The following is a 21796-nucleotide window of genomic DNA, read 5'->3' on the forward strand; positions in this document are numbered from 1 at the left end:
GTGGCAGGATCGACTCATGCCAGACGCGCGCGACGCCAGCCCCTACGACGCCCTGCTCCTGCTCTCGTTCGGCGGCCCGGAAGGCCCGGACGACGTGGTCCCGTTCCTGGAGAACGTGACGCGCGGGCGCGGCATCCCCAAGGAACGCCTCAAGGAAGTCGGGCAGCACTACTTCCTGTTCGGCGGGGTCAGCCCGATCAACGACCAGAACCGCGCCCTGCTGGACGCCCTGCGCAAGGACTTCGCCGGCCACGGCCTGGACCTGCCGGTCTACTGGGGCAACCGCAACTGGGCGCCGTACCTGACGGACACGCTGCGCGAGATGGTCCGCGACGGCCGCCGCCGCGTCCTGGTCCTCGCCACCAGCGCCTACGCCTCGTACTCGGGCTGCCGGCAGTACCGCGAGAACCTCGCCGACGCGCTCGCGGCTCTGGAGGCGGAAGGCCTGGAGCTGCCGAAGGTCGACAAGCTGCGGCACTACTTCAACCATCCCGGCTTCCTGGAGCCCATGATCGACGGGGTGCTCCAGTCCCTCGCCGAGCTTCCCGAGGACGTCCGGGACGGAGCGCACCTCGCCTTCTCGACGCACTCGATCCCGACGGCCTCCGCCGACACCTCCGGCCCCGTCGAGGAGCACGGCGACGGCGGCGCCTACGTGAAGCAGCACCTGGACGTGGCACAGCAGATCGCCGACGCCGTCCGGGAGCGCACCGGCGTCGACCACCCCTGGCAGCTCGTGTACCAGTCCCGCTCCGGCGCCCCGCACATCCCGTGGCTGGAGCCGGACATCTGCGACCACCTCGACGAGCGGCACGCGGCCGGCGTCCCGGCCGTCGTCATCGCCCCCATCGGCTTCGTCTCCGACCACATGGAGGTCCTGTACGACCTCGACACGGAGGCCAGGGCCAGGGCCGAGGAGCTCGGGCTGCCGATGCGGCGCTCGGCCACCGTCGGCGCCGATCCGAGGTTCGCCGCCGCGATCCGCGAACTGGTCCTGGAGCGCGCCGCCGCCGAGCGAGGGCAGGACGTCACGCCGTGCGCCCTGGGCGCCCTCGGGGCGAGCCACAACCTCTGTCCGGTCGGCTGCTGCCCGGCCCGCGCCCCCCGGCCCGCCGCCGCGGGCGCCGACAGCACCTACGCGTGAGGAGCCCCGTGACCGACCCCCTGCACACGGACCTGCTCGAACTCGCCCAGGAGGCCGCCCGCCGCGCCGGGGCGCTGCTGCGGGACGGACGCCCGGCCGACCTCGCCGTCGCAGCGACCAAGTCCAGCCCCATCGACGTCGTCACCGAGATGGACATCGCGGCGGAGAAGCTGATCACCGGCCTGATCGCCGAGCGCCGTCCGGACGACGGCGTCCTCGGCGAGGAGGGCGCCGCCACGGAGGGCACGAGCGGCGTCCGCTGGGTGATCGACCCGCTCGACGGCACGGTGAACTACCTGTACGGCCTGCCCACCTGGGCCGTCTCCATCGCCGCCGAGCAGGACGGCGAGACCGTCGTCGGCGTCGTCACGGCCCCGATGCGCGGCGAGACGTTCCACGCCGTGCGCGGCCGGGGTGCCTGGGCCACCGGCGCCTGGGACGGCGAGCGCGCGCTCGCCTGCCGCCCGGCGCCGCCCCTGGACCAGGCGCTGGTCTCCACGGGCTTCAACTACGTCGCCGACGTCCGGGCCCACCAGGCCGACGTTGCCCAGCGGCTGATCCCGTTGCTGCGCGACATCCGGCGGGGCGGCTCGGCCGCGGTCGACCTGTGCGACGTGGCCGCCGGACGCCTCGACGGCTACTACGAGCGCGGTCTGCACCCCTGGGACCTCGCGGCGGGGGACCTGATCGCCCGGGAGGCGGGCGCCCTGACCGGTGGACGCCCCGGAGAGCGCCCGTCGGGCGATCTGGCGGTGGCGGGGACCCCCGGCGTCTTCGAGCCCCTCCAGCGCCTCCTGGAGGACTTCGGAGCCTGGCACGACTGAGCGGGAGACAACGAAGCGGGCCCCGGCGCTGGATTCGCCGGGGCCCGCTTCGTACGGCCTGATCAGACGCTCGTCGCGACCTCCACACCGTGCTCGGCGGCGAGACGGCGCAGGTCGTCGAGCTCGCCCTGCTCCACATCGACGAGGAAGTCGTCGCCCTCGTCGCGAGCCCGGGACAGATCGGACTCGGTCGCCCTTATGCGCTGCAGAAGTCCTGCGGTGAATGCGTCCATGCTGCGCCCCCTCGTCCTGGGTCGTGGGTCGATGGCACGGGGGTGTGCCGTTCGGAAGGGACGATCACGCCGCATGTGGATGCCCAGCGCCGCTCGGCCGGGCGGCGACGGTGCCGGACACCCACGCCCGCCCTGCGGAAGCGGATTGATGCGCACCGCATGGTGGTGCGGCGCCAGCAGAGCGTGATCGTGGGATGTAAAGCCGTCCTCCCCAAGCTCCCTTCCGTGGAAACCTAACCGCAGGAGAAAATCTCGTATTCCCCCTCGGGTCACCGCCCTCTCACCCGCCTTACCTCCGACTTACGGCCGAAAAGGGCAGGATGGAGGGCAACACACCAAGACACCGTCGAAGACCCCTGCCCTCGTGCGCCCGGAGAAGGGCTACGCGGGTGGACATGAGGAAGGACCAGGAACGTGCGCGTACTCGTCGTCGAGGACGAGCAACTGCTCGCCGATGCGGTGGCCACCGGACTGCGCCGGGAGGCCATGGCCGTCGACGTCGTGTACGACGGCGCGGCCGCCCTGGAGCGCATCGGGGTCAACGACTACGACGTGGTCGTCCTCGACCGCGACCTGCCCCTCGTGCACGGAGACGACGTCTGCCGCAAGATCGTCGAACTGGGCATGCCCACGCGCGTACTGATGCTGACGGCCTCCGGCGACGTCAGCGACCGGGTCGAAGGGCTGGAGATCGGCGCCGACGACTACCTGCCCAAGCCGTTCGCGTTCAGTGAGCTCATCGCGCGCGTGCGCGCCCTCGGCCGGCGCACCAGCGTGCCCCTGCCGCCCGTCCTGGAGCGCGCCGGGATCAAGCTCGACCCCAACCGCCGCGAGGTCTTCCGCGACGGCAAGGAGGTCCAGCTCGCCCCCAAGGAGTTCGCCGTCCTGGAGGTGCTGATGCGCAGCGAGGGCGCCGTCGTCTCCGCGGAGCAGCTCCTGGAGAAGGCGTGGGACGAGAACACCGACCCGTTCACCAACGTCGTGCGCGTGACGGTCATGACCCTGCGCCGCAAGCTGGGCGAGCCGCCCGTCATCGTCACCGTCCCCGGCTCCGGCTACCGGATCTGATACCCCGTGGCTGCGACCCCCGCGCCTCCGCAGGCGCCCCCCAAGCCCACCTGGGACCCCAGAAGGCCCGTGCCGCCCTTCCCGTGGCTGCGCCCGACCATCCGCATAAGGCTCACGCTGCTCTACGGCGGCATGTTCCTGATCGCGGGCATCCTGCTGCTGTCGATCATCTACCTGCTGGCCGCCCAGGCCCTGAACGTGGGCAGCGAGCTGCCGTTCAAGATCGTCGAGGGCAAGGTCACCAGCGACATCTGCAACCTGCCCGACCAGGCCTCGCCCGCCGAGTTCAACAACGCCATGAACCACTGCGTCAACGAGCAGCGCCAGAACGCCCTGGACAACCTGCTCAGCCGCTCGCTGCTGGCCCTGCTGGGCCTGGCGGTCATCGCGTTCGCCTTCGGCTACGCCATGGCCGGCCGCGTCCTGTCGCCGCTCGGCCGGATCACCCGCACCGCCCGCGCGGTGGCCGGCTCCGACCTCTCCCGGCGGATCGAGCTGGACGGCCCGGACGACGAGCTGAAGGAGCTGGCGGACACCTTCGACGACATGCTGGAGCGCCTCCAGCGCGCCTTCACCGCCCAGCAGCGCTTCGTCGGCAACGCCTCGCACGAACTGAGAACGCCGCTGGCGATCAATCGCACGCTCCTCGAAGTGCACCTGTCCGACCCGGGTGCCCCCACCGAACTCCAGCAGCTCGGCAAGACGCTGCTGGCCACCAACGAGCGCAGCGAGCAGCTCGTGGAGGGCCTGCTGCTGCTCGCCCGCAGCGACAACCAGATCGTCGAGCGGGGGCCGGTCGACCTCGCCGAGGTCGCCGAGCAGGCCATCGACCAGGTGCGCGGGGAGGCCGCCGCCAAGGGCGTGAGCATCCGCGGCGAGCAGAAGCCCGCGGTCGTCCAGGGCAACGGCGTGCTGCTGGAGCGGATCGCGCTCAACCTGGTGCAGAACGCCGTGCGCTACAACGTGGCGGAGGACGGCTGGGTCGAGGTCACCACCGACGTCCAGCACGGCCAGGCAGTCCTGGTCGTCGCCAACACGGGCCCGGTCGTGCCGGCGTACGAGATCGACAACCTCTTCGAGCCGTTCCGGCGGCTGCGCACGGAGCGGACGGGCAGCGACAAGGGCGTGGGGCTCGGCCTGTCCATCGTCCGGTCCGTGGCCCGGGCGCACGGCGGGCACATCTACGCCCAGCCGCGTGAGGGGGGTGGACTCGTCATGCGCGTCACGCTGCCGATCTGAGATCATGTCGCCGATCCACTCGGCGGCACACGGGGATGTTCGCTTTGCGCGGAATTTCTGAGGCTTCACCGCGCGTGCACTGTGTGTGATCGATCACAGGGACGCCTTTCCGGCCATCTACTCTCCGTGATCATGCTCGTTGTCGGAAAGCCGGGATAATCCCGGTTTTCGGGGGTCTTGATCACGGGAAGTACACGGTGAGACGCCTTTGGCGTGCAGCATTCGGACCGTGTACGGTCCCCATCGCCATCCAAGCCGATCACTCTTGAGGAGTCCGGTTGGGTGTCGATTGAGTAACAGACCTTGATGTGAGGCAAAATCTCCGCCTCAGGTCGGGCACAAGTCCGGCCTCTCACGCGTTACGTGCGCTGGAGAGACACCGCAGACACCCAGAGGGGGAGAGCGACCATGGCAACCGATTACGACACTCCACGGAAGACCGACGACGACGTCGACTCGGACAGCCTCGAAGAGCTGAAGGCTCGGAGGAACGACAAGTCGGCCTCCGCCGTGGACGTCGACGAGTTCGAGGCGGCCGAAGGCCTCGAACTGCCCGGAGCCGACCTCTCGAACGAGGAACTGGCCGTCCGGGTGCTCCCGAAGCAGCAGGACGAGTTCACGTGCATGAGCTGCTTCCTGGTGCACCACCGCAGCCAGCTGGCCCGGGAGAAGAACGGTCAGCCGATCTGCCGCGACTGCGACTGAGGGCGGGTCGGCCGTGACCGGCTCGACCCCTCCCTGGAAGCGCCGCTTCTCCAAGCGGAAAGCGGACGAAGGGCCGTATGACGGCCCGCGGTACGGCGCGCGTGAAGACGAGCGAGGCTCATCCGGTACGGGGGCGGCCTCGCTCGAACCGGCAGTGGACCGGGGTGACCTCCCGGCGTCCGTGGACGTCCCCGCACCCGTCGCGAGACGGCGGGCGGGGGCGCTCCGGGAGCGGGCCAGGGAAGGCGCCCGCAAGGGCGGCGACCGGGCCCGTGCCGGACTTTCCTACCTGGCCGACCGCATCATCGAACTGGCCCCGCGCGTGCCCGTGCGGGACCTGGCGACGCTGCGCAGGCAGTTCCCGGGCCTCGGGCCCGAGGAGCTCGCCGACAAGCTCGTGGCGGGCGCCGCGAAGGCGACGGCCACGGTCGGAGCGGGTGTCGGCGCGGCCGCGATGCTCCCCGTGCCCCCGGCGATGCCGACGGAACTGGCCGCCGAGATCACCGGCGTCGCCGTGATCGAGCTGAAGCTGATCGCCGAACTCCACGAGGTCTACGGCGTGCGGCCGCCCGGCAATCTCAAGCAGCGCAGCACCGCGTATCTCGACTCGTGGTCGGGGGAGCGCGGAATCGACGCGACCAAGCCGTCCACGCTCAGCGTGGCGCTGAACAGCCGCATGAAGCGCGAACTGCGGCAACGGATCATGAAGCGCATGGTCCGCAGCATGCCGAACCTCATGCCGTTCCTGGTGGGCGCCGCCGTGGGCGCGGTCATGAACCGCGGCGAGACGAGGAAGCTCGCCGGCCGGATCCGCGGGGACCTGCGCAAGATCCAGGTGCCCTGGGAGGCCCTGGAGGCGCTCCCCGCCCTGGAACGCCCGGCGGACGCCCTGGAGATGGGCGAGATCACCAGCGACCCCCTGGGCCGTCACGAGGGCCACCGCGGCGACGGCCGGCACGGCGGCGACGGGCGCTGAGACCGGACGTCGATCAGCGGCCGGGTGATGTCCCGATCGGGTGTGCTACGCCGACTTCGCCGGCCGGAGCGCCTCCGCCAGGCGCTCCGGCTCGCGCGTGGACAGGTACAGGTACGGAGTCGGGTCCTGCGGGTCCGTGACCTCCACCCGAAGAGCCGTGGGGATGTACGCGCGCAGCAGGAGGAAGGCGCGCGGGTCGGCCTTGTAGGTGCGCCAGGCGCGGGCCTCCTCCGCGTCCAGCACCTCCGCCTCGCCCAGTGCCGCCAGCGGGATCTTCGCCTCTCCCGCGATCAGCGAGTCGCCGACGACGCGGATGCGGACCGATCCGTACGAGCTCGCGGCGACGGCCGCGACCGCGGTGCCCCCGGCCAGGCCGCCGAGCATCGGCAGCGTGCCGAACGGGAGCAGGATCAGGGCCATCGAGACGCCCACGAGGAACGAGATCAGCCACCAGGTCCGCGGGGCGGTGAGGCGTTCTTCGTACGGGGCGGCGGAGAGCTGCATGGGGCCAAGCTTGACACGGTGTCCGGAAGGGGCCGACGCGCGGGTAAGGTCTGCGGCTGTGAGTCGTACTTCCGCAGCTCTTCAGCCCCCGGCCGACGCCGTGCAGCCGGTGCGGCACCCGGACGCGCCCGCACCCGGTGAGCTCCTGGGCGCGCACTACGGCGCCTGTTTCGGCTGTGGCGAAGAGCAGCCGCACGGGCTGCACCTGGAGGCGCGGGCCGGCGAGGGCGTGTCGCTCACCGCCGAGTTCACCGTCCAGCCCGCCCACCAGGGCGCTCCGGGGCTCGCGCACGGTGGCGTGCTCACCTCCGCCCTGGACGAGACCCTCGGCTCGCTGAACTGGCTGCTCCGTACGATCGCGGTGACCGGGCGGCTGGAGACCGACTTCGAACGGCCCGTGCCCGTCGGCACCACGCTGTACCTGGAGGCGGAGGTGACGGCGGTGGCCGGGCGGAAGATCTACTCGACCGCGACCGGACGCGTCGGCGGCCCCGACGGGCCCGTCGCCGTCCGCGCGGACGCGCTCTTCATCGAGGTGAAGGTCGACCACTTCGTCGACCACGGCCGCCAGGAGGAGATCCAGGCGGCCATGAGCGACCCCGACCAGGTCCGGCGCGCCCGTGCCTTCGAGGTGAACCCGTGAGCACGGCCAGCCCCTTGCCGCCCGAGAGCCCCGCCGGCCCCATGAGCCCGGACCGCCCCATGACTCCCACGAGCCCCGTGAGCCGGCCGCCGCTGGACGTGCTGATCCGGCGCGTCGACCCCGACGTGCCGCTTCCGTCGTACGCGCAGCCCGGTGACGCGGGGGCCGATCTGCGCACCACCGAGGCGTGCCAACTGGGGCCGGGCGAGCGGGCCGTGCTCCCCACGGGGGTGTCTGTGGCGCTGCCGGAGGGGTACGCGGCCTTCGTGCACCCGCGATCCGGTCTGGCCGCCCGCTGCGGCGTCGCCCTGGTGAATGCCCCGGGGACGGTTGATGCCGGGTACCGTGGGGAGATCAAGGTGATCGTGGTGAATCTCGACCCGCGCGAGGCCGTGCGGTTCGAGCGCTTCGACCGGATTGCCCAACTGGTAGTCCAGCAGGTCGAGAGGGTCCGCTTCCAGGAGGTGGCGGAGCTTCCCGGCTCCGCGCGGGCCGACGGGGGCTTCGGGTCCACCGGAGGCCATGCGGCGGTGGACGGGACGAGCGGCACAAGCGGTCAGGCCGCCATCGGCGGTCAGGCGGGTGGGAATCGATACGCTTCGGTCGTATCCGACCGGGAAGGACAGTGACGTGTTCGGACGTCGCAAGAAGAGGGATGCCGCCGAGGACGCGGCCGGCGAGGCCGAGCAGGTCGTCGACGGTGTCGACACCGAGGCGGACGAGGAGCGCGAGCGCCTGAGGCTGGAGCCCGCGCCGCGCCCCGACGGGCCCTGGGACAGCTCCGAGGTGCGCGACCCGAGCGAAGGCCGGGTCGACCTGGGCGGTCTGTTCGTGCCGGGCGTCGACGGCATGGAGCTCAGGGTCGAGGTCGCGGGCGACGCGATCGTGGCGGCCACGGTCGTGCTGCGCGACAGCGCCATCCAGCTCCAGGGCTTCGCCGCACCCAAGCGCGAGGGCATCTGGGGCGAGGTGCGCGAGGAGATCGGCACCGGCATCACCCAGCAGGGCGGCATCGTCGACGAGGTCGAGGGGCCGCTGGGCTGGGAGCTGCGCGCTCAGGTGCCCGTACAGCTGCCGGACGGCACCGGCGGCTTCCAGGTCGTGCGGTTCGTCGGTGTGGACGGCCCCCGCTGGTTCCTGCGCGGGGTCATCTCGGGCCAGGGCGCGGTGCAGCCGCAGGCCGCCGGGCTGCTGGAGCAGATCTTCCGGGACACCGTCGTGGTCCGCGGTGAGGGCCCCATGGCGCCCCGCGACCCGATCGTCCTGAAGCTGCCGAACGACGCGCAGATGGTCCCCGAAGGGGTCCAGCAGGAGGAGGGCTCCCGTTTCGCCGGCGGAATGGGCCAGCTCCAGCGCGGACCGGAGATCACCGAGGTCCGCTGAACGCGTAGAGACACCAGGGCCGCACCCCGCCGGGGGCGCGGCCCTTTCTCGTGCGCGCAACCTTGACGGCGCATTGGTCTGTACCTACCTTCTCCGTTCAACGCGTCTGTTCATAAAGGCGCTTCACGTTCACATACGAGAACGGAAGGCCCCCCACGCATGCGCAGAACCGCTCTCCTCGCGGCCTCGGCCGCCCTCGTCGCCGGTGTCCTGGCCTGGCCCGCCGGCGCCGCCCCCAGTGCTCCCGGTACCTTCGTCCACCCCGGAGTCACCGTCTCCCGGAGCCAGTTGGACTTCGTCCGGTCCAAGGTCAACGCCGGCGCCCAGCCCTGGAAGGGCGCCTTCGACCAGATGACGGCGAGCAAGTACGCCGACCTGAACCGCACGCCCAGGCCCCGGGCGGTCGTCGAGTGCGGTTCGTACTCCAACCCCAACCACGGCTGCACGGACGAGCGCGAGGACGCCATCGCCGCGTACACCCATGCGCTCGCCTGGTACATCACCCGCGACGACCGGCACGCCCGCAAGGCGATCGAGCTGATGGACGCCTGGTCCGCCGTGATCCGCGACCACACCAACAGCAACGCGCCCCTGCAGACCGGCTGGGCCGGCTCCTCCTGGCCCCGGGCCGCCGAGATCATCAAGCACACCTACACCGGGAACTGGGCGAACTCCGGCCGCTTCGCCACCATGCTCCGCACCGTCTACCTGCCCGAGATCATCAACGGCTCTCACTCCAACGGGAACTGGGAGCTGTCGATGATGGAGGCCGCCGTCGGCATCTCCGTCTTCCTGGAGGACAAGGCGTCGTACGACAAGGCCATGGCGAAGTTCCGGACCCGGACGGCCGCCTACATCTACCTGGAGTCCGACGGGGCCCTGCCGAAGACCGTGCCGAGCCAGAACCTGAACACCCGCGAGAAGGTCGTCAAGTACTGGCAGGGGCAGTCGACCTTCGTCAACGGACTCAGCCAGGAGACCTGCCGCGACTTCACGCACACCGGCTACGGCCTCTCGGCCGTCTCGCACGTCGCCGAGACCAGCCGCATCCAGGGGCAGGACCTCTACGGCACCGACGTGGGCGAGCGGCTGCGGCACGGGCTCGGCTTCCACGCCAGGTACCAGCTCGGCGCCGGTGCCGAGGGCTGGCTGTGCGGCGGCTCGCTGAAGCTCGGGCTCGGGCCGGTCTCCGAGGTCGGGAACAACGCCCTGGCCAACCGTCTCGGGCACACCATGACGAACACCGGGACGCTGACCCTGCGGAACCGCCCCGCGGGCAGCAACAACCTCTTCGTCGCCTGGGAGACCCTCACCCACGGCGACAACCCCGCCTGACCCCCTGACCGGCCGGGCGCCGGGCGGGGACCCCGGCGCCCGGCCCCTCCGGCGGGCCGGTCGCGTCAGGGTTCCGTCAAAGTGCGCCCCGGAGGGTGCCCGGCGCACGGATGCCGCGCTTTCCGGCCGTAGGGTCGACGCTGCGCAGTCGGCAGACCACCGGAAGACAATGAGGCCATGGCACGCGGCAAGCTTCGGATCCACCTCGGTGCGGCACCGGGCGTCGGCAAGACGTACGCGATGCTGGCCGAGGCGCACCGCCGCGTCGAGCGGGGCACCGACTGCGTGGTGGCCTTCGTCGAGCACCACGGACGGCCCCGCACCGAAGTGCTGCTGCACGGCCTGGAGCAGGTGCCGCGCCGGGAACTGGAGTACCGCGGCGGCGTCTTCCCCGAGATGGACCTCGACGCCGTCCTCGCCCGCCGCCCCCAGGTCGCCCTGGTGGACGAACTCGCCCACACCAACGTCCCCGGCTCCCGCAACGCCAAGCGCTGGCAGGACGTGGAGGAGCTGCTCGCCGCCGGGATCGACGTGATCTCGACCGTCAACATCCAGCACCTGGAGTCCCTCGGCGACGTCGTCGAGTCGATCACCGGGGTGCGGCAGCAGGAGACCGTGCCGGACGAGGTGGTACGCCGGGCCGACCAGGTCGAGCTGGTCGACATGACGCCCCAGGCGCTGCGGCGTCGGATGGCGCACGGCAACATCTACCGGCCCGACAAGGTGGACGCCGCTCTGTCGAACCATTTCCGCCCCGGCAACCTGACCGCCTTGCGCGAGCTGGCGCTGCTGTGGGTGGCCGACCGGGCCGACGCCTACCTGACCCGGTACCGCAGCGAGCACCGCGTGTCGAGGATCTGGGGCTCGCGCGAGCGGATCGTCGTCGGTCTGACCGGCGGGCCCGAGGGCCGCACGCTCATCCGCCGGGGCGCCCGGCTGGCCGAGAAGGGCGCGGGCGGCGAGGTGCTGGCCGTCTACATAGCCCGCAGCGACGGCCTGACCTCGGCCTCGCCGAAGGAGCTGGCGCTGCAGCGGACCCTGGTCGAGGACCTTGGCGGAACGTTCCACCATGTCATCGGCGACGACATACCGGCCGCGCTGCTCGCCTTCGCCCGCGGCGTGAACGCCACCCAGCTCGTGCTGGGCTCCTCGCGCCGCAAGACCTGGCAGTACGTCTTCGGGCCCGGTGTCGGAGCGACGGTGGCCCGGGAGTCCGGACCCGACCTGGACGTGCACATCGTCACCCACGACGAGGTCGCCAGGGGCCGGGGGCTGCCGGTCGCCCGGGGCGCGCGGCTCGGGCGCTCCCGGCGGGTGTGGGGCTGGATCACCGGCGTCGCCGGACCACCGCTGCTCGCCGCGCTGCTCAGCGCCGTCGACCTCGGCCTGGCCAACGACATGCTGCTGTTCCTGGCGCTGACGGTGGCGGCGGCCCTGCTCGGCGGACTGCTGCCCGCCCTGGCCTCGGCGGCGGTGGGCTCCCTGCTGCTGAACTACTTCTACACACCGCCCCTGCACCGCTTGGCCATCGCGGACCCGAAGAACATCGTCGCCCTCGTGATCTTCGTCGCGGTCGGTGTGGCGGTCGCCTCCGTGGTCGACCTCGCCGCCCGCCGCACACATCAGGCGGCCCGGCTGCGGGCCGAGTCCGAGATCCTGTCCTTCCTCGCCGGCAACGTGCTGCGCGGCGAGACCGGGCTGGAGGACCTGCTGGAACGGGTCCGGGAGACCTTCGGCATGGAGTCGGCCGCCCTGCTGGAACGGGCGAGCGACGTCGAGCCGTGGACCTGCGCCGGCCGCGTCGGCCGGGGCCGCCCGGTCGACCGGCCCGACCAGGCGGACGTGGACATGCCCGTCGGCGACCGCATGGCCCTGGCGCTCACCGGCCGTGTGCTGCCCGCCGAGGACCGCCGGGTCCTGGCCGCCTTCGCCGCCCAGGCGGCCGTCGTCCTGGACCGCCGCCGGCTCCGGGAGGAAGCCGACCGGGCCCGCACGCTCGCCGAGGGCAACCGCATCCGCACGGCCCTGCTCGCCGCCGTCAGCCACGACCTGCGGACCCCCCTCGCCGGGATCAAGGCGGCGGTGACGTCCCTGCGCTCCGAGGACGTCGAGTGGTCCGAGGAGGACCGCGCCGAGCTCCTGGCGGGCATCGAGGAGGGCGCCGACCGGCTCGACCACCTCGTCGGCAACCTGCTCGACATGTCCCGGCTCCAGACCGGCACCGTCACCCCGCTGATCCGCGAGATCGACCTCGACGAGGTGGCGCCGATGGCGCTCGGCGGCGTGCCCGAGGGCAGCGCCCGCCTGGACGTGCCCGAGACGCTGCCCATGGTCGCCGTGGACCCCGGGCTGCTGGAGCGGGCGATGGCCAACCTCGTGGAGAACGCCGTCAAGTACAGTCCGCCCGGCGCGCCCGTGCTGGTCGCCGGCAGTGCGCTCGCCGACCGGGTCGAGGTGCGGATCGTCGACCGGGGGCCGGGCGTCCCCGACGAGGCCAAGGAGCGCATCTTCGAGCCCTTCCAGCGCCACGGCGACGCCCCGCGCGGCGCGGGCGTGGGACTGGGCCTCGCGGTGGCACGGGGCTTCGCCGAGGCCATGGGCGGCACCCTGGACGCCGAGGACACCCCCGGCGGCGGGCTCACCATGGTCCTCACCCTCCGCGCGGCGGGAACCCGCCCGGAGCCCCACTCCGCGGCAGAACCCGAAAGGCAGGCCTCATGACCCGCGTCCTGGTGGTCGACGACGAGCCGCAGATCGTGCGCGCACTCGTGATCAACCTCAAGGCACGCACCTACGAGGTCGACGCGGCCCACGACGGTGCCACCGCCCTCCGGCTCGCCGCGACCCGCCACCCCGACGTGGTCGTCCTCGACCTCGGGCTGCCCGACATGGACGGCGTCGAGGTGATCAGGGGCCTGCGCGGCTGGACCCGGGTGCCGATCCTGGTGCTGTCCGCCCGGCACACCTCCGACGAGAAGGTCGAGGCGCTGGACGCGGGCGCCGACGACTACGTCACCAAGCCCTTCGGCATGGACGAGCTGCTGGCCCGGCTGCGGGCCGCCGTACGCCGGGCCGAACCGGCCGGCGACGGTCCGGGCGACATGATCGTCGACACCGGCGAGTTCACCGTCGACCTGGCCGCGAAGAAGGTCAACCGGGCCGGCAAGGACGTACGCCTGACCCCCACGGAGTGGCACCTGCTGGAGGTCCTCGTGCGCAACAGCGGACGCCTGGTGGGGCAGAAGCAGCTGCTCCAGGAGGTGTGGGGGCCGTCGTACGGGACGGAGACGAACTATCTGCGCGTGTACATGGCGCAGTTGCGGCGGAAGCTGGAGGCGGACCCCTCGCACCCGAAGCACTTCGTCACCGAGCCGGGGATGGGCTATCGCTTCGAGAAGTGAGGGGTATCGCTTCGGGAATCAGGCTCCTCGCCCTTCGTCAGTACGCCCCGGTACGCTTCAGATATGAGTGCTGTCCCTCGTTCCGAAAAGCCGGCGGGCCGTTTCCGGCGCATGCTCGACCGGCTCTCCTCGTCGCAGGAGGACCTGGAGTCCGAGGAACTGCGCGAAGACAGCGAGACGGCCGGCTGCACCCGGATCGGAGACTGCCAGGACCGCCAGATAGTGACGGTTACTGGTACCTTGCGCACGGTCACCCTTCGGCCGCGTGCGGGAGTCCCGGCCCTGGAGGCCGAGCTGTTCGACGGCTCCGCCGCGCTGGACGTGGTCTGGCTCGGCAGGCGCTCCATCGTGGGGATAGAGCCGGGACGCAAGCTGATCGCGTCGGGCCGGATCTCGATGAGCCGGGGCCGCCGGGTGCTGTTCAATCCCAAGTACGAACTGAGACCCCTCGGACGGGAGTAGCCGGTGACGTCGCTCGACAAGCCGACCGAAGAGACATCTGCGGACGACGCCCGGGCGGTGACCGAGGCCGCCCTGTTCGAGGCGTTCGGCGGCGTGCGGGGCATGGTGGAGACGGTGCTGCCCGGCCTCCTCTTCGTCACCATCTACACGATCAACAAGGACCTGCACCTGTCGGCGATCGCGGCGCTGGCCGTGTCGCTGGTGCTGGTCGTGGTCCGGCTGGTGATGAAGGACACCGTCAAGCACGCCTTCAGCGGAGTCTTCGGCGTGGCCTTCGGTGTCGTCTTCGCGATGATGACCGGCAACGCCAAGGACTTCTACCTGCCCGGCATGCTCTACACGCTGGGCCTGGGCCTCGCCTACATCATCACCACCCTGTGCGGGGTGCCGCTGATCGGGCTGATCCTCGGCCCGGTCTTCAAGGAGAACCTCTCCTGGCGCACGCGCAACCCCGGCCGCAAGAAGGCCTACGCGAAGGCCAGCTACGCGTGGGGCGCGATCCTGCTCGCCAAGTGCGCGATCCTCTTCCCGCTGTACTGGTGGGCCGACACCACCCAGCTGGGCTGGGTCCTGGTCGCCCTGAAGATCCCGCCGTTCCTCCTCGCGGTGTACCTGACGTGGGTGTTCCTCGCGAAGGCGCCCGCGCCGATCGACGTGTTCGCCGAGATGGAGGCCGAGGAGAAGGCCGCCGAGGAACGCGAGCGGCAGGCCGCCGCCCGGTCCGCGGAGCAGTGAACCTCCGGCGCTGACGGAAACGGAAGGGGCGTCCCGAGCACTCGGGACGCCCCTTCCGCTTGTCCGGAGACCGCTCAGCTCGCCGTGGTCCGCCGCACCGACAGCAGGTCCTCCAGCTGCTCCTCACGGGCCTGCGCCGCAACGAAGAGGAGTTCGTCGCCGGCCTCCAGGGAGTCCTCCCGGGAGGGCGTCAGCACGCGGTTGCCGCGGATGATCGTCACCAGGGACGTGTCCTGCGGCCACTCGACGTCGCCGACCTGCGTGCCGGCCAGGGCCGACTCCTCCGGCAGGGTCAGCTCGACCAGGTTGGCGTCGCCGTGGCTGAAGCGGAGCAGGCGGACCAGGTCGCCCACGCTCACCGCCTCCTCGACCAGGGCCGACATCAGACGCGGGGTGGAGACGGCCACGTCCACGCCCCAGGACTCGTTGAACAACCACTCGTTCTTGGGATTGTTCACGCGGGCGACGACGCGCGGGACGCCGTACTCCGTCTTGGCGAGGAGCGAGACGACCAGGTTGACCTTGTCGTCGCCGGTCGCCGCGATCACGACGTTGCAGCGCTGGAGCGCCGCCTCGTCCAGGGACGTGATCTCACAGGCGTCGGCGAGCAGCCACTCGGCCTGCGGGACGCGCTCGACCGAGATGGCGGTCGGCGCCTTGTCGATCAGCAGGACCTCGTGGCCGTTCTCCAGCAGTTCGCCCGCGATCGAGCGGCCGACGGCGCCGGCTCCGGCAATGGCGACCCTCATCAGTGACCGCCCTCCTGTTCGGGACCCTTGGCGAACGCCGCCTCGACCTTGTCGACCTCGTCGGTGCGCATCATCACGTGCACCAGGTCGCCCTCCTGCAGCACCGTCTGCGAGGTGGGCAGGACCGCCTCGCCGAGCCGGGTCAGGAACGCGACGCGCACGCCCGTCTCCTCCTGGATGCGGCTGATCTTGTGGCCGACCCAGGCGGTGGAGGTGTGCACCTCGGCGAGCTGGACACCGCCGGTGGGGTCGCGCCACAGCGGCTCGGCGCCGGAGGGCAGCAGACGCCGCAGCATCTGGTCGGCCGTCCAGCGGACGGTCGCGACGGTGGGGATGCCCAGGCGCTGGTAGACCTCCGCGCGGCGGGGGTCGTAGATGCGGGCGGCGACGTTCTCGATGCCGAACATCTCGCGGGCCACACGAGCGGCGATGATGTTGGAGTTGTCACCGCTGGAGACGGCGGCGAAGGCGCCGGCCTCCTCGATGCCCGCCTCGCGCAGAGTGTCCTGGTCGAAGCCGACGCCCGTGACGCGGCGGCCGCCGAACCCCGAGCCCAGCCTGCGGAAGGCGGTGGGGTCCTGGTCGACCACGGCGACCGTGTGCCCCTGTTGCTCCAGGTTCTGGGCCAGCGCGGAACCCACCCTGCCGCAACCCATGATGACGATGTGCATGGCCTCACACCACGCTTCCCGCAGACCTTCCGGCCTGCGTCAGTGTTCTGCTCATGTCTCTCTCTCGGCTCGCCGGGCAGCACTTCGCGGCCTTCTGTGCGGGCCGCCAGGCACCATCATGCCGGGGAACGCCGGGAGTGATCCCCTTCGGTGCCCGCCCGCCCGGCCGATCGCCTGTGTCCAACGTATAGGCAAGGCCGCGGGAGCCCACCAGGGCCCTCGGGTGCGGCGGGGGGACCGAGGCCGGCCAGCTCACCGGGCCTCCTTGTGTTCGCCGGCCGCCTCGGGAGAGCGAGTCGACCATGAGCGCCCCGCCCACGAGGATGCCGAAGGCCACCCGGAGCGCCAGGGTGTAGCCCTGTACCGTCCCTGTGTCGGCGGCGTCCGTGCCGTTCCCGTGGTCCTCGAGGTACGACGTGGTGACACTCGTGGCGCTGCATTTCCCGTACTGCTAGGGCCGCGCCCCGGGCGACACGTCCTTGCGGCGGCTGATGCTGCGGAAGCTCGCCAGGGTCAGGATCCCGAGGGCGACGAGGGTGGCCGCGGCGCCGATCAACTGGGCGGGCGTGTGCATGGGACCTCCAGGGGCGGCGACGGGCGGGGCTCAGTCATATAGGCATGGGAAGCGGGTGACCTGCGGAATCCCCAGCCGCACAGGCCTCTGAATTCACTCGGAGAGCAGAGGGAACGCCGATGGGGGGTGGCGGGTGGGCGCCTCCGCAATCGAACGCCTACGATCCTCTGTTGTGTCCAAACTGACCGACGTGCCCAAACGGATCCTGATCGGGCGCGCACTGCGCAGCGACCGGCTGGGTGAAACGCTCCTGCCGAAGCGCATCGCACTCCCCGTCTTCGCATCCGACCCGCTGTCCTCCGTGGCGTACGCGCCGGGCGAGGTCCTGTTGGTCCTGTCGATCGCGGGCGTGACGGCGTACCACTTCAGCCCCTGGATCGCCGTCGCGGTCGTCGTGCTGATGTTCACCGTGGTGGCGTCGTACCGGCAGAACGTGCACGCCTACCCCAGCGGCGGCGGCGACTACGAGGTGGCGACCACCAACCTCGGCCCCAAGGCCGGCCTCACCGTCGCCAGCGCGCTGCTCGTCGACTACGTCCTCACCGTGGCCGTGTCGATCTCCTCCGGCATCGAGAACCTGGGCTCCGCGATCCCGTTCGTCGTCGAGCACAAAGTGCTGTGCGCGATCGGCGTGATCGTGCTGCTGACGCTGATGAACCTGCGCGGCGTGAAGGAGTCCGGCTCGCTGTTCGCGATCCCGACGTACGTCTTCGTCTTCGGCGTCTTCACCATGATCGCGTGGGGCGCCTTCCGCGGACTGGTCCTGGACGACACCATGCGGGCGCCGACGGCGGACTACGTCATCAAGCCCGAGCACCAGGGGCTGGCCGGCTTCGCCCTGGTCTTCCTGCTGCTGCGCGCCTTCTCCTCCGGCTGCGCCGCCCTCACCGGCGTCGAGGCGATCTCCAACGGCGTCCCGGCCTTCCGCAAGCCCAAGTCGAAGAACGCCGCGACCACCCTCGCCATGATGGGCCTGCTGGCCGTCACCATGTTCTGCGGCATCATCGCCCTGGCCGCCGCGACCGATGTCCGCATGGCCGAGAACCCGGCCAAGGATCTGGTCCACAACGGTGTTCCGCTCGGCCCGGACTACGTCCAGAACCCGGTGATCTCCCAGGTCGCCGAGGCCGTCTTCGGCAAGGGCAGCTTCCTGTTCATCGTCCTGGCCGCGGCCACCGCGCTGGTGCTGTTCCTCGCCGCCAACACCGCCTACAACGGCTTCCCGCTGCTCGGCTCGATCCTCGCCCAGGACCGCTACCTGCCCCGCCAGCTGCACACCCGCGGCGACCGGCTGGCCTTCTCCAACGGCATCGTGCTCCTCGCCGGCGCCGCCGGACTGCTCGTCGGCATCTACGGCGCCGACTCCACCCGCCTGATCCAGCTCTACATCGTCGGCGTGTTCGTGTCCTTCACGCTCAGCCAGACCGGCATGGTCCGGCACTGGAACCGCCACCTGGCCACCGAGAAGGACCAGGCCAAGCGCCGCCACATGATCCGCTCCCGCGCGATCAACGCCTTCGGTGCCTTCTTCACCGGCCTCGTGCTGGTCGTCGTCCTCCTCACCAAGTTCACGCACGGCGCCTGGGTCGCCCTGCTCGGAATGGTGATCTTCTACGCGACCATGACGGCCATCCGTAAGCACTACGACCGGGTCGCCGCCGAGATCGCCGCCCCCGAAGGCCCGAGCGACGACCTGGTACGGCCTTCCCGCGTCCACTCGGTGGTGCTGATCTCCAAGATCCACCGCCCCGCGCTGCGCGCCCTGGCCTACGCCAAGCTGATGCGCTCGGACACCCTGGAGGCCCTCAGCGTCAACGTCGACCCGGCGGAGACCAAGGCCCTGCGCGAGGAGTGGGAACGGCGCGGCATCGACGTACCGCTGAAGGTCCTGGACTCGCCCTACCGCGAGATCACGCGGCCGATCATCGAGTACGTCAAGAGCCTGCGCAAGGAGTCGCCGCGCGACGCGGTGTCCGTGATCATCCCCGAGTACGTCGTCGGCCACTGGTACGAGCATCTGCTGCACAACCAGAGCGCCCTGCGGCTGAAGGGCCGGCTGTTGTTCACGCCCGGGATCATGGTGACCTCGGTGCCGTACCAGCTGCAGTCCTCCGAGGCGGCCAAGCGGCGGGCCCGCAGGCAGCAGGACTGGAACGCGCCGGGCTCGGTGCGCCGGGGGCCGGCGCAGGTGCGGCCGAAGGAGTCCTCCGAGCCCAAGTCCTGACGGATTCCCGACGCGACGGCTCGTGTGAAACGGCCGGGCGGCAGCCACGTAGACTGGTGGGCTGTTGTCCGGCCGTTTCCGTTCGGCCCTTCCCCCTCACGCGTTTTGGAGTCACCCCACCATGCAGGCAGAACCGAGGAAGTCGCTGGTGGGGGAGGAGTACGAGGTCGAGGTCGGCCCCGTCGCCCACGGTGGTCACTGCATCGCCCGCACCTCCGAGGGCCAGGTGCTGTTCGTGCGGCACGCGCTGCCCGGTGAGCGGGTCGTGGCGCGGGTGACGGAGGGCGAGGAGGGCGCGCGGTTCCTGCGCGCCGACGCCGTGACCGTGCTCGACGCCTCCAAGGACCGGATCGACGAGCCCTGCCCGTTCGCCGGCCCCGGCCGCTGCGGCGGCTGCGACTGGCAGCACGCCAAGCCGGGCGCGCAGCGGCGCCTGAAGGCCGACGTCATCGCCGAACAGCTCCAGCACCTCGCCGGGCTCACCCCGGAGGAGGCCGGCTGGGACGGCACGGTGCTGCCCGCCGAGGGCGACAAGGTGCCCGCGGGGCAGGTTCCCGCCTGGCGCACCCGCGTCCAGTACGCCGTCACCGCCGACGGCCGGGCGGGCCTGCGCCGGCACCGCTCGCACGAGGTCGAGCCGATCGACCACTGCATGATCGCCGCGGAGGGCGTCAGCGAGCTGGGCATCGAGAAGCGGGTCTGGACGGGCATGGACTCCGTCGAGGCGATCGCGGCGACGGGCTCCCAGGACCGCCAGGTGATCCTCACCCCGAAGCCGGGCGCGCGCCTCCCGCTGGTCGAACTCGACCGACCGGTCTCCGTCCTGCGCGTGGACGAGCGCTCCGGCGGTGTCCACCGCGTCCACGGCCGCCCCTTCGTCCGCGAACGCGCCGACGGCCGCACGCACCGGGTCGGCAACGGCGGCTTCTGGCAGGTTCACCCGAAGGCGGCCGACACGCTGGTGACGGCCGTGATGCAGGGCCTGCTCCCGCGCAAGGGCGACATGGCCCTCGACCTCTACTGCGGCGTCGGCCTCTTCGCCGGCGCCCTCGCCGACCGCGTCGGCGACCAGGGCGCGGTGCTCGGCATCGAGTCCGGCAAGCGCGCGGTGGAGGACGCACGGCACAACCTCGCGGACTTCGAGCGCGTGCGGATCGAGCAGGGCAAGGTCGAGAGCGTGCTGCCGCGCACGGGTATCTCGGAGGTCGACCTGATCGTCCTGGACCCGCCGCGGGCGGGGGCGGGCCGGAAGACGGTTCAGCACCTGGCCTCGCTGGGCGCGCGGCGGATCGCGTATGTGGCGTGTGATCCGGCCGCGTTGGCGCGGGACTTGGGGTATTTCCGGGACGGTGGGTATCGGGTGCGGACGCTTCGGGCGTTCGATCTGTTTCCGATGACGCATCACGTGGAGTGCGTGGCTATTCTTGAGCCTGCCCAAAAAGGGCTGTGACCTGCGGTTTCACCAGGTTGCGCGAGACGCCCCCGACCGCCCCCTGGTGGCCGGGGAACCGACTGCGGGTGTGTGACCGCGGGAGTGCGCGCTTCCTCGCGGACACCACGGGAGCGGGCAGGGCGGACATCGTGGGGCTCAAACCCGCGAAGGGCGCCGTGACCGCGTCCAGCAGAGGCGACGGTACGTTCGACGACGACGAACGCGTTCTGCACCCGCCCACGCCCACCCCGAACCCGGCGGACCTGTGGACCCTCGCGGACATGACGGGCGACGGCAAGCCAGATGCCGTCCTGCTGTGCGCCGACGGTGTCCGGGTGTCCTCTCAGGACGGCAGCGGGATGTTCGCGCCAGCGGGCGGGTGGCTCGCCGAGAAGCATCCACGTTTCCTCGTCGACACCACCGGCGACGGACGCGCCGACATCGTCGGCTGCCACGACGACGGCGTGTGGATCTCGCTCCAGGACGAGGCCGGCACCTTCGCCGAACCGCTGTACGTCCTGGACGACTTCGGGACCGACCAGGGGTGGACCTCGGTCGAGGAGCACCCCCGGTTCCTCCTCCGTACCGTCAGGGACGGGCAGATGGACCTCATCGGGTTCGGCCCACAGGGCGTCGTCGTCTCGCGGGGACGCGGTGACGGCACGTTCGCGCCCTCGCAGCTCGTCCTGAACGACTTCGGGCACGCCCAGTGCTGGACGGGCGGCAAGCACCTCCGGTTCCTCACCGACGTCACCGGCGACGGCAACCCGGACATCGTCGGCTTCGGCGACGCAGGAGGCTGGGTGTCGCACAACCGCGGCGACGGCCGGTTCGACCAGGCTCAACTGGTGTGCCGGGGCTTCGGGTACGACGACGACGCAGGCGCCTGGCGAGTCGACCGCCACCCTCGCTTCCTCGCCGACATCACCGGCGACGGACGCGTCGACATCGTCGGCTTCGGCGGCCCAGGCGTGTACGTGGCCCGCAACCTCTTCCGCCGGTTCAGGACCCGATAGCCACCCGGCCCTGACCTGGCCCTTTGGGTGACTCCTCCAAGCCGACATGTTTCCGATGACGTCGCACGTGGAGTGCGCGGCGATTCTTGAGCCTGCCCAAGAAGGGCTGTGGCGCGGGCAGTCTCGGCGACCGATGCGCTCGGCGAGTCGCGGCCGCCCTTTGGCGACCCGGGACAACTCTCGGGGGTGGACGGCCGTATGAGTCGATGAGCTGACGAGCATGCCGTGAGCCAGGAAGGGCCGTGGGCTCATGGACATCGGCCCTCAGCGGCAGGTGAACGGCCTCACGGGCATCCAGTCGGCCCGGACGAACTCGCGGGGCGGGGCTCTGATCGCCCGGGATCGACGCCACCATCCGCGAGGAACGTGATGGACAGGCCGAAGGGAGCCACGCCGCTTGCGCTTGCGTCGAGAAACCGATCAGTTTACGGTGGTGAAACTGTTCGGTTTCCCGCCGTGAAGGCGAGCCTCGAGCCCG

General features: G+C 71.2%; 21 protein-coding genes and 1 pseudogene. 17 read left to right on the forward strand and 5 right to left on the reverse strand.

What is annotated here, in order from left to right; all coding sequences use genetic code 11:
• Positions 1-16 precede the first annotated feature (16 nt).
• Positions 17-1144, forward strand: a complete 1128-nt coding sequence (locus HNR57_RS32000) for a ferrochelatase (RefSeq protein ID WP_184565580.1) — start codon at positions 17-19, stop codon at positions 1142-1144.
• A gap of 8 nt (positions 1145-1152) precedes the next feature.
• Positions 1153-1968, forward strand: a complete 816-nt coding sequence (locus HNR57_RS32005) for an inositol monophosphatase family protein (RefSeq protein ID WP_184565582.1) — start codon at positions 1153-1155, stop codon at positions 1966-1968.
• A gap of 62 nt (positions 1969-2030) precedes the next feature.
• Here the strand turns inward: HNR57_RS32005 and HNR57_RS32010 are convergent, their stop codons facing one another.
• The gene (locus HNR57_RS32010) at positions 2031-2201 is read right to left on the reverse strand and encodes a hypothetical protein (RefSeq protein WP_184565584.1); all 171 of its coding nucleotides are present in this window, start codon (positions 2199-2201) and stop codon (positions 2031-2033) included.
• A 414-nt stretch (positions 2202-2615) separates the two neighbouring features.
• Here HNR57_RS32010 and HNR57_RS32015 point away from each other — a divergent pair, with 414 nt between their 5' ends.
• The 4 genes from HNR57_RS32015 to HNR57_RS32030 all read left to right on the forward strand — a co-directional run bounded on the left by HNR57_RS32015 (position 2616) and on the right by HNR57_RS32030 (position 6189).
• Positions 2616-3269 carry a response regulator transcription factor gene (locus tag HNR57_RS32015; RefSeq protein ID WP_003993508.1) on the forward strand — a complete coding sequence of 218 codons (654 nt, stop codon included), beginning with the start codon at positions 2616-2618 and terminating at the stop codon, positions 3267-3269.
• Positions 3270-3275: 6 nt separating this feature from the next.
• Positions 3276-4508, forward strand: a complete 1233-nt coding sequence (locus HNR57_RS32020; protein WP_184565586.1) for a sensor histidine kinase — start codon at positions 3276-3278, stop codon at positions 4506-4508.
• 408 nt (positions 4509-4916) lie between these two features.
• On the forward strand, positions 4917-5213 hold the full coding sequence (locus HNR57_RS32025) for a DUF4193 domain-containing protein (protein ID WP_003993510.1): 297 nt from the start codon (positions 4917-4919) through the stop codon (positions 5211-5213).
• Between the two features lie 13 nt (positions 5214-5226).
• Positions 5227-6189 carry a hypothetical protein gene (locus HNR57_RS32030; protein WP_184565588.1) on the forward strand — a complete coding sequence of 321 codons (963 nt, stop codon included), beginning with the start codon at positions 5227-5229 and terminating at the stop codon, positions 6187-6189.
• Positions 6190-6234: 45 nt separating this feature from the next.
• Here HNR57_RS32030 and HNR57_RS32035 read toward each other — a convergent pair whose 3' ends face one another.
• On the reverse strand, positions 6235-6693 hold the full coding sequence (locus HNR57_RS32035) for a DUF3093 domain-containing protein (RefSeq protein ID WP_184565590.1): 459 nt from the start codon (positions 6691-6693) through the stop codon (positions 6235-6237).
• Between the two features lie 58 nt (positions 6694-6751).
• On the opposite strand from HNR57_RS32035, the gene HNR57_RS32040 reads away from it, so the two are divergent.
• The 8 genes from HNR57_RS32040 (at position 6752) to HNR57_RS32075 (ending at position 14652) form a co-directional block, all read left to right on the forward strand.
• Complete coding sequence (locus HNR57_RS32040) at positions 6752-7336, forward strand: PaaI family thioesterase (protein ID WP_184565592.1); 585 nt, start codon at positions 6752-6754, stop codon at positions 7334-7336.
• A 59-nt stretch (positions 7337-7395) separates the two neighbouring features.
• Entirely contained in the window at positions 7396-7965 is a 570-nt protein-coding gene (dut, locus tag HNR57_RS32045; RefSeq protein WP_184565685.1) for a dUTP diphosphatase, read from the forward strand.
• 1 nt (position 7966) lies between these two features.
• Entirely contained in the window at positions 7967-8719 is a 753-nt protein-coding gene (locus HNR57_RS32050; RefSeq protein WP_184565594.1) for a DUF3710 domain-containing protein, read from the forward strand.
• A 159-nt stretch (positions 8720-8878) separates the two neighbouring features.
• Positions 8879-10054 (forward strand): alginate lyase family protein, encoded by a 1176-nt coding sequence (locus HNR57_RS32055; RefSeq protein WP_184565596.1) that lies wholly within the window; start codon positions 8879-8881, stop codon positions 10052-10054.
• A 177-nt stretch (positions 10055-10231) separates the two neighbouring features.
• Positions 10232-12775, forward strand: a complete 2544-nt coding sequence (locus HNR57_RS32060; RefSeq protein WP_184565598.1) for a sensor histidine kinase — start codon at positions 10232-10234, stop codon at positions 12773-12775.
• Positions 12772-13455: a response regulator gene (locus tag HNR57_RS32065; protein ID WP_184565599.1), complete on the forward strand. Its 684-nt coding sequence runs from the start codon at positions 12772-12774 to the stop codon at positions 13453-13455. Before HNR57_RS32060 ends, HNR57_RS32065 begins: the two co-directional genes overlap by 4 nt.
• Before the next feature lie 63 nt (positions 13456-13518).
• Positions 13519-13917 carry an OB-fold nucleic acid binding domain-containing protein gene (locus tag HNR57_RS32070; protein WP_184565601.1) on the forward strand — a complete coding sequence of 133 codons (399 nt, stop codon included), beginning with the start codon at positions 13519-13521 and terminating at the stop codon, positions 13915-13917.
• A gap of 3 nt (positions 13918-13920) precedes the next feature.
• The gene (locus HNR57_RS32075) at positions 13921-14652 is read left to right on the forward strand and encodes a DUF3159 domain-containing protein (RefSeq protein ID WP_161361303.1); all 732 of its coding nucleotides are present in this window, start codon (positions 13921-13923) and stop codon (positions 14650-14652) included.
• A gap of 74 nt (positions 14653-14726) precedes the next feature.
• Here the strand turns inward: HNR57_RS32075 and HNR57_RS32080 are convergent, their stop codons facing one another.
• The 3 genes from HNR57_RS32080 to HNR57_RS40405 all read right to left on the reverse strand — a co-directional run bounded on the left by HNR57_RS32080 (position 14727) and on the right by HNR57_RS40405 (position 16646).
• Positions 14727-15401 carry a potassium channel family protein gene (locus HNR57_RS32080; RefSeq protein WP_033308363.1) on the reverse strand — a complete coding sequence of 225 codons (675 nt, stop codon included), beginning with the start codon at positions 15399-15401 and terminating at the stop codon, positions 14727-14729.
• Complete coding sequence (locus HNR57_RS32085; RefSeq protein ID WP_062929554.1) at positions 15401-16072, reverse strand: potassium channel family protein; 672 nt, start codon at positions 16070-16072, stop codon at positions 15401-15403. Before HNR57_RS32085 ends, HNR57_RS32080 begins: the two co-directional genes overlap by 1 nt.
• 451 nt (positions 16073-16523) lie before the next feature.
• The gene (locus HNR57_RS40405) at positions 16524-16646 is read right to left on the reverse strand and encodes a hypothetical protein (RefSeq protein WP_281403927.1); all 123 of its coding nucleotides are present in this window, start codon (positions 16644-16646) and stop codon (positions 16524-16526) included.
• 172 nt (positions 16647-16818) lie between these two features.
• Between HNR57_RS40405 and HNR57_RS32090 the strand changes: the two genes are divergently transcribed.
• From HNR57_RS32090 to HNR57_RS32100, 3 genes and pseudogenes are all read left to right on the forward strand, one after another.
• Positions 16819-18870 carry an APC family permease gene (locus tag HNR57_RS32090; protein ID WP_184565603.1) on the forward strand — a complete coding sequence of 684 codons (2052 nt, stop codon included), beginning with the start codon at positions 16819-16821 and terminating at the stop codon, positions 18868-18870.
• Positions 18871-18991: 121 nt separating this feature from the next.
• Positions 18992-20320, forward strand: coding sequence for a class I SAM-dependent RNA methyltransferase (locus tag HNR57_RS32095; protein WP_184565605.1), 1329 nt, complete (start codon positions 18992-18994; stop codon positions 20318-20320).
• An 86-nt stretch (positions 20321-20406) separates the two neighbouring features.
• Positions 20407-21318 (forward strand): annotated as a pseudogene (locus HNR57_RS32100) (FG-GAP repeat domain-containing protein); the annotation flags it as partial.
• Positions 21319-21796: the final 478 nt, after the last annotated feature.

The sequence above is a fragment of the Streptomyces paradoxus genome (genome assembly GCF_014202475.1).
Classification (GTDB): Bacteria; Actinomycetota; Actinomycetes; order Streptomycetales; family Streptomycetaceae; genus Streptomyces; species Streptomyces paradoxus.